We start from the raw sequence: 7,322 nt of genomic DNA, 5'->3' as shown, positions 1-7,322 counted from the left end.
AGCGCTATCGCGCACTGCGCGAGCGGGGGGCTTCCCGCCCGGGGGCTGCCGCATTGACCCTGGGCTGGCTGCTGGCCTGGGTTATCTTCCCCCTCGAGCGTCATGGCTGGCAATGGGTGCTGGGCCATGCCCGGGGGCTCTATCCCCAGCTGACGCACCCCCGGGTGGGGGATCCCCTGCGCGTTCTGTTGCAGAGCCTCTGGATAATAGTGCGTCGCCCACAACCCATCCCTCTGCGCTGGCCTGCCTCCTGGCAGCGGCTCTGGCACCGGGGCACCCAGACTCTCGGGGCCTTCCTGGCCCGCCAGGAGGAGAAAGGGCTGGCCGCCGCCAGGGCCACGCCCCGCGAGGCACGCTGGAAGAGCGTGCTGCTCTGCGTGGTGGCCGGGAGCCTCTCCCTGCTCTGCGTCACCCAGCCGTTCACCCTGCAGGCGCAACTGGTGTTCGTCCTCTTGCTGGCGGCCATGGCCTTCATCCTGCGGGCCGTGCCGGGCCGTTATCCCATGCTGATGATGATGGTGCTCTCCCTCACTATCTCCTGCCGCTACATCTGGTGGCGCTACACCTCGACCCTCGACTGGTTCGATCCCGTCAGCCTGGCCTGCGGCCTGCTGCTGCTGGCCGCCGAGACCTATGCCTGGCTGGTGCTGCTGCTCGGCTACTGGCAGACCGCATGGCCCCTGCATCGCCCTCCGGCACAACTGCCGGCGGATCCGGCCCAGTGGCCCAGCGTGGATCTGATGATCCCCACCTACAACGAGGATCTCGCCATCGTGAAGGGGACTGTTTACGCCGCCATGGGGCTCGACTGGCCCGCCGACAAGCTGACCATCTGGCTGCTTGACGACGGGGGGCGGGCGGCGTTTCGCGACTTCGCCGAGGAGGCCGGGATCCGCTATGTGGCCCGGTCGACCCATGAGCACGCCAAGGCGGGCAACATCAATCACGCCCTCAAGATGGCCACCGGGGATCTGGTCGCCATCTTCGACTGTGACCACCTGCCGACCCGCTCCTTCCTGCAGATGACGGTGGGCTGGTTCTACCGGGATCCCCGTCTGGGCGTGGTCCAGACCCCCCACCACTTCTTCTCCGCCGATCCGTTCGAACACAACCTGCAACGGTTTCGCAAGATGCCGAACGAGGGGGCTCTCTTCTACGGCCTGGTGCAGGATGGCAACGACATGTGGGATGCCAGCTTCTTCTGCGGCTCTTGCGCCGTCATCAAGCGCACCGCCCTTGACGAGATCGGCGGCATCGCGGTGGAGACGGTCACCGAGGATGCCCACACCTCCCTGCGGCTGCACCGCCTCGGCTACACCTCGGCCTATATCCGGATCCCGCTGGCGGCGGGGCTGGCCACCGAAAGCCTCTCTGCCCACATTGGTCAGCGCATCCGGTGGGCGCGCGGCATGGTGCAGATCCTGCGTCTGGACAACCCCCTCTTCGGCAAGGGGCTCAAGTTGGGGCAGCGGCTGTGCTACTTCAATGCCATGCTGCATTTCCTCTCGGGCATACCGAGGCTCATCTTCCTGACGGCGCCGCTCGCCTTCCTGATCCTGCACGCCTACATCATCTATGCCCCGGCGGCGGCCATCGCCCTCTACATGTTGCCGCACATCTTCCACAGCGCCCTGACCAACTCCCGGTTGCAGGGCAAGGTGCGCCACTCCTTCTGGGGCGAGGTCTATGAGACGGTGCTGGCCTGGTACATCGCCAGGCCGACCACGGTGGCGCTCTTTGCACCCCACAAGGGGACGTTCAACGTGACCGCCAAGGGGGGGATGACGGAGGAGGTGTTCCTCGATCTGTCGGTCTCCCGCCCCTATCTGCTGCTGATCCTGCTCAATCTGTGCGGGCTGGGGGTCGGCCTCTGGCGCATCGGCACCGGCCCCGCCGACGAGGTGCCGACCCTGATCCTCAGCATGATCTGGACCCTCTACAACATGACCATACTGGGCGGCGCCCTGGCGGTGGCCTTCGAGTCGCGGCAGGTCCGTGCCAACCCCAGGGTGGAGATGGTGATGCCGGCGGCCATCAGGCTGGCGAACGGTCACCTCTACCCCTGTACCGTCAGGGATTACTCCAACGGGGGGGTCGGGGTGCTGCTCGAGGCGCCCCTGCCCCTGGCCGACAAGGAGAGGGTCTGGTTGCTGCTGCGCCATGACCAGCGGGAGCAGGCGTTCGCCGCCAAGGTGCAGCGGGTGTTCGGCTGCAAGCTGGGGCTGGAGCTGGAGCCCATGGCGCAGGCACAGCATGTCGAGTTCATCCAGTGCACCTTCGCCCGGGCCGATACCTGGTCCCTGTGGCAGCAGCGTCTGGGCAAGGATCGCCCCCTCCACAGCCTGATCGACATTACCCTGCTCGGCTGGGGGGCTTACTGGCGTCTGGCCCGTACCTCACCCATCGGCTTTGTTTGTATCCTCCTCGAGAAGCTGGCTCGCTGGCTCCTCTCCTTCGTTCCCCGTCGCGTCTCCCCAGATTTCCGGGCCGGGACTCCGACCTCACAGACAGTGAAAGGATGATGAAACCACAACGCTACCTTATTCCTCTCCTGCTGATGGCGCAGGGTGCGACCGCCGCCGAGGCCGTCGGCCCCCTGCCGCCCGTTCCCGCTCCGGTGCGCACCCAGGGGATGAGCTTCGAACAGATGGCATCATCGCCAGGCACCCTCTCCCTGCGCGGCAATGCGCCAGACGGACTGGCCGACTTCACCGTGCGGCGGGACGAGGTGGTGACCCGGGCCACCCTGGACCTGAACTTCACGCCATCGCCCTCCCTGCTGCCGCTCATCTCCCAGGTCAAGGTCTATCTCAATGACGAGCTGATGGGGGTGACGGCCCTCAACCAGGATCAGATGGGGACGATGACCCATGCCAGCATCGAGCTGGATCCCCGCTATGCCAAGGATTTCAACCGCCTCAAGGTGAGCTTCGTTGGCCACTATCAGAAAGTGTGCGAGAACCCGGCGAGCGATACCCTCTGGCTCAACGTCAACCGGGACAGCAAGCTGACCCTGCAGTTGCAGACCCTGCCGGTGCGCAACGAGCTCTCCTTCTTCCCCATGCCGTTCCTCGATGTGCGGGACAATGGCAAGCTGACTCTGCCCATGGTGTTCACGGGCTCAGTGCCCCCGGAGCAGCAGCAGGCGGCGGCGGTGCTGGCCTCCTGGTTCGGCACCAAGGCCCAGTGGCGGGGCCAGCATTTCCCGGTGCTCATCAACCAGTTGCCGGATCGCAACGCCGTGATCTTTGCCACCAATGACGCGCGCCCCGATTTCCTGGTGGACTATCCCGAGGTGAAGGGGCCCACCATCGACATGATCAGCTCCCCCGACAACCCCTATGTGAAGCTGCTGCTGATCCTGGGGCGGGATCAGCAGGATCTGCTGACGGCGGTGCAGGGGCTGGCGCGAGGCGATGTCATGCTGCGTGGCCAGAGCGTCATGGTGGACGAGGTGAAGCCGCTCTTGCCGCGTCAACCCTACGATGCCCCGAACTGGGTGCGACTGGATCGCAAGATGCGTTTTGATGAGCTCACGGAGTACCCGGGTCAGTTGCAGGCAACGGGACGCACGCTGTGGCCCATGAGCCTGACGCTGCGCCTGCCGCCTGATCTCTATCTGCTGGGGGAGAACGGCATCAGGACGGAGCTGAAGTATCACCACACCTCGCCCACCCTGCGCGACGGTTCCCGGCTGGATGTGGGGGTCAACGGCCAGCTCATGAAGTCGTTCACGCTCGAGCCCGGCGAGGTCAAGAGTGAGCGGTTGCTGACCCTGCCGCTCTGGTTTGCCGACGACGGCGACACCATGGCGCTGCGCATGCCCGGGCTCAAGACCACCCAGGCCAACAGTCTGAGCTTCTCGTTCGAGTATGCCCAGCAATACATGGGAGGAACGGAGGATGGCCGTTGCGACCTGGTCATGCCGCCAGCCCATCAGGTGCGCATCGACGAGGGCTCCACCATCGACTTCACCGGCTATCGCCACTTCATCGAGATGCCCGATCTCAAGGCGTTCGCCTATGCCGGCTTCCCGTTCAGCCGGATGGCGGATCTCGCCGACACCCAGATTGTCATGCCGGCCAGACCCCATCCCGGGCAGATCACCACCTTGCTCGATGCCGTCGGTGCCATCGGGGCCGAGACCGGGTATCCGGCGCTCTCCCTGCAGGTTCTGGACGACTGGGAGCGAGCGCGCACCGCGGATCGGGATACCCTGCTCATCGGCACCCTGCCGGAGGAGTTTCGAGGGGATCTGGCTCCCGACGCCCTGCTGCAATCCACGCGCAGCTGGGTCAACGAGCCAACCCGCCAGCACAAGGGGGATCTGCTGCACACCATGGCCGATCGCCAGCCCCAGGCCCGGGTGGGCATGACGGGCAACCGGGCCATCGCCGTCATCCTGGGGCTGCAATCGCCGACCCATGATCAGCGCAGCCTGGTGGCCTTGCTGGCGGATGGACCGGCGGGGGTCACATTGCTCAATGATGCCCTGCAGACCCGGACCCTGCGCGATCAGGTGGCAGGCTCGGTGGCCATCATCCGGGAATCCGGGGTGAAGAGCCTGGTGGTGGGGGATCGCTACGAGGTGGGCTACCTGCCGTGGTGGGAGCGTCTCTGGCAACTGTTTGCCCGTTATCCGGTGCGTCTTGCCGGGCTGACCCTGCTCTGCATGCTGGTACTGGGCTGGGGCCTGCGGGTGCTGCTTGCCAGTGCCAGTCGCCGCCGTCTGAAGGAAGATTAAGAGATGACTCAGATGAAAAATGTCTGTGGTGCCCTGCTCCTCTGGGCCCTTTGTTCCCTCCCGGCGCAGGCCGTCTGTCACTGGCCGGAGTGGGATCACTTTCGCCAGCACTACATCAGCGAAGAAGGCAGGGTCATCGACCCTGCCGAGGGGCGCCGCATCACCACCTCGGAAGGCCAGAGCTATGCCCTCTTCTTCGCCCTGGTCAACGATGACAGGGAGACCTTTGCCCGCCTGCTCGACTGGACGGAGCGGCAGCTCGCCCGCGGGGATCTGACCGGCTTCCTGCCATCCTGGCTCTGGGGCAGGCAGCAGGACGGCAGTTGGGGCGTGCTGGATGCGAACAGCGCGTCCGATTCGGATCTCTGGATAGCCTACAGCCTGCTGGAGGCGGGTCGCCTGTGGGAGAACCACAGCTACTCTGCCCTCGGCACCCTGTTGCTGCGCCGTATCGCCCGGGAGGAGGTCGCCACGCTGCCGGGTCTCGGCCCCGTGTTGCTGCCCGGGGCGAAAGGCTATGAGGGGGAGGGACGCTGGACCCTCAACCCCAGCTATCTGCCTCCACAACTGCTGGCCAGATTCGCCTCCTTCAAGGGGCCCTGGGGGGAGATGCGGGCCCTCTTGCCCAAGCTGCTGCAGGAGAGTGCGCCCCGTGGCTTTGCCCCGGACTGGGTGGACTGGCAGGCCGACAAGGGGTGGCAGGTGACGGCGGACAAGGGCGACACCGGTGGCTATGACGCCATCCGCGTCTATCTCTGGCTCGGCATGCTGAGCGAGGAGGATCCCGCCAGGGCTTCCCTGGTGGCCCACTTTGCCCCCATGCTGGCGCAGCTGACCGAATCGGGTCATCTGCCCGAGCGGGTCTCCAGCCAGAGTGGACAGGTTCAGGGCAAGGGGCCGAGCGGCTTTGCCGCCGCCCTCCTGCCCCTGTCACGGGGCTTGCCGGTGCAGGTCACCTTGCGCAAGCAGGTCTCCGATCACGGGCTGGATGCGGATGCCTACTACGGCAGCGTGCTGACCCTGTTCGGCGCAGGCTGGGATCAGGGGCGTTATCGCTTTGCCGCCGACGGTACCCTGCAGCCGGATTGGAGCGAGTCATGTCAGGCAGAGTGACCCTGGGGTGCCTGCTCGCCTGCCTGATGAGCGGAGCCCTGGCGCAAGGGACGGTACAGCCGGTGGCCTGGCTGCTGGAGCAGGTCAGGATTGGCGAGGCCCGTGGGCGGGAAGATCTCGTCAGCAACAGCCTCTATTCCCTCTCCCTGGTGGAGCCCGATCATCCGGAGCTGCTGGCAGCCCAGGCCCGTCAGGCCCTGCGCCAGGGCAAGGTCAAGGAGGCCGGGGCACTGCTGGCCCGCCTTGGCAAGCAAGACCCCGACTCTGCGCTCTATCGTCAGGGCATGGCCAACCTGGCCCTGAACGAACCGGCCAGGCGCCAGCAACTGCAACAAGCCAGGCTGCTGACCAGCGCCGGCAGGCTGGAGGAGGCCGAGCGTCTCTATCGCTCCCTGTTCTCCGGTGATTTGCCCCCCAATCTCGACGTGGCGGTGGATTATGCCCTGTTGCAGACACGGATCCCGGCCATGAAGGCAAAGGGGCTGGCGGCCCTGGAGGCACTCAACCGGCAATATCCGGGTGAGCCCAGAGTGCGGGGCGGGCTGGCTCGCCTCTATCTGGCGGAGGGTCGGCGCCAGGGGGCGCAGAACCTGTTGCGCGAGATGGCGCGAGATCCCTATCAGCGGGACGAGGCCGCCGAGATCTGGCTCGCGGACATCGAATCCCTGCCCATCGGTCCCGGGAGCATCGCTGCCTTGCAGGAGTACATGGTGCTCTTTGGCGAAGGGGATACCACCAAGGCGGAACAGCTGCTCGCGGCCCAGGAGGAGAAGTGGGCCTCGCCCGCCTATCGCGCACGCCAGTCGGCGCTCGCAAGCACGGCGGGAGGTGGTGCCTCCATCTCCCGCTTGCAGCGTGCCCTGGCTGCCAACCCGGGGGATCCCGAACTCATGGGGGCCCTCGGGCAGGCCTACTCCCGCAACGATCAGCGAGCGCTGGCCATCGCCCAGTTTGAACGGGTGCTGGCACACCCCGAGGTGACCGACAAGGACAAATGGCGCAGCCTGCTGGCTACCAACCGCTACTGGCTGCTGGTGAGCCAGGGGCGCAGCGCCCTGGAACGGGAGCAGTGGGATGAGGCGGCGACCCTGTATCGCCGTGCCATCGCCCAGGATGGGCATGAACCCGAAGCCTGGCTGGGGCTAGGAGACAGCGAGCGTGGCCGTCATCGCGATGCCGACGCGGAGTCCGCCTATCGCAAGGCGCTCGCCATGGGGAGCGCGCGGGAGCGGGCCCTGGCCCGCCTGTTCGATCTCTACAAGGAGCAGGATCCGGCGCGTGCCCTGGCCCTGCTGGAGCAGCAGGGCACCCCCGGGATGCAGGCCGAAGGGCGGCGGCTCAAGGCCGGGCTGTTGCAGGAGGAGGCCGATCAGCTCGATCGGACCGGCAAGGTGGCGGCGGCGCTGCGCCTTCGCGAGCAGGCACTCGCGCTGACCCCGGAAGAGGTGTGGCTGGCCTATCGAGT

Annotated in this window: 4 protein-coding genes; all 4 read left to right on the top strand. The window is 66.4% G+C overall.

Annotation, left to right across the window (positions count from 1 at the left end):
* The coding region (bcsA, locus tag AACR77_RS04605; protein ID WP_042880034.1) for a UDP-forming cellulose synthase catalytic subunit at window positions 1-2,522 on the top strand (2,522 nt) is incomplete at its 5' end.
* Window positions 2,519-4,744 carry a cellulose biosynthesis cyclic di-GMP-binding regulatory protein BcsB gene (gene bcsB / locus AACR77_RS04600; protein ID WP_081999389.1) on the top strand — a complete coding sequence of 742 codons (2,226 nt, stop codon included), beginning with the start codon at window positions 2,519-2,521 and terminating at the stop codon, window positions 4,742-4,744. The genes bcsA and bcsB, both read left to right, overlap by 4 nt.
* Before the next feature lie 3 nt (window positions 4,745-4,747).
* Window positions 4,748-5,857 carry a cellulose synthase complex periplasmic endoglucanase BcsZ gene (gene bcsZ, locus AACR77_RS04595; RefSeq protein ID WP_042880030.1) on the top strand — a complete coding sequence of 370 codons (1,110 nt, stop codon included), beginning with the start codon at window positions 4,748-4,750 and terminating at the stop codon, window positions 5,855-5,857.
* Window positions 5,842-7,322 (top strand): tetratricopeptide repeat protein (locus tag AACR77_RS04590; protein WP_042880028.1); only part of this gene is annotated, 1,481 nt, incomplete at its 3' end. The genes bcsZ and AACR77_RS04590, both read left to right, overlap by 16 nt.

This window comes from Aeromonas sp. ZOR0002 (assembly GCF_963866995.1).
In the GTDB taxonomy this organism is placed as follows: domain Bacteria; phylum Pseudomonadota; class Gammaproteobacteria; order Enterobacterales; family Aeromonadaceae; genus Aeromonas; species Aeromonas caviae.
The sequence above is the reverse complement of the archived record's forward strand: the minus strand, read 5'-3'. Positions and strand labels throughout refer to the sequence as shown.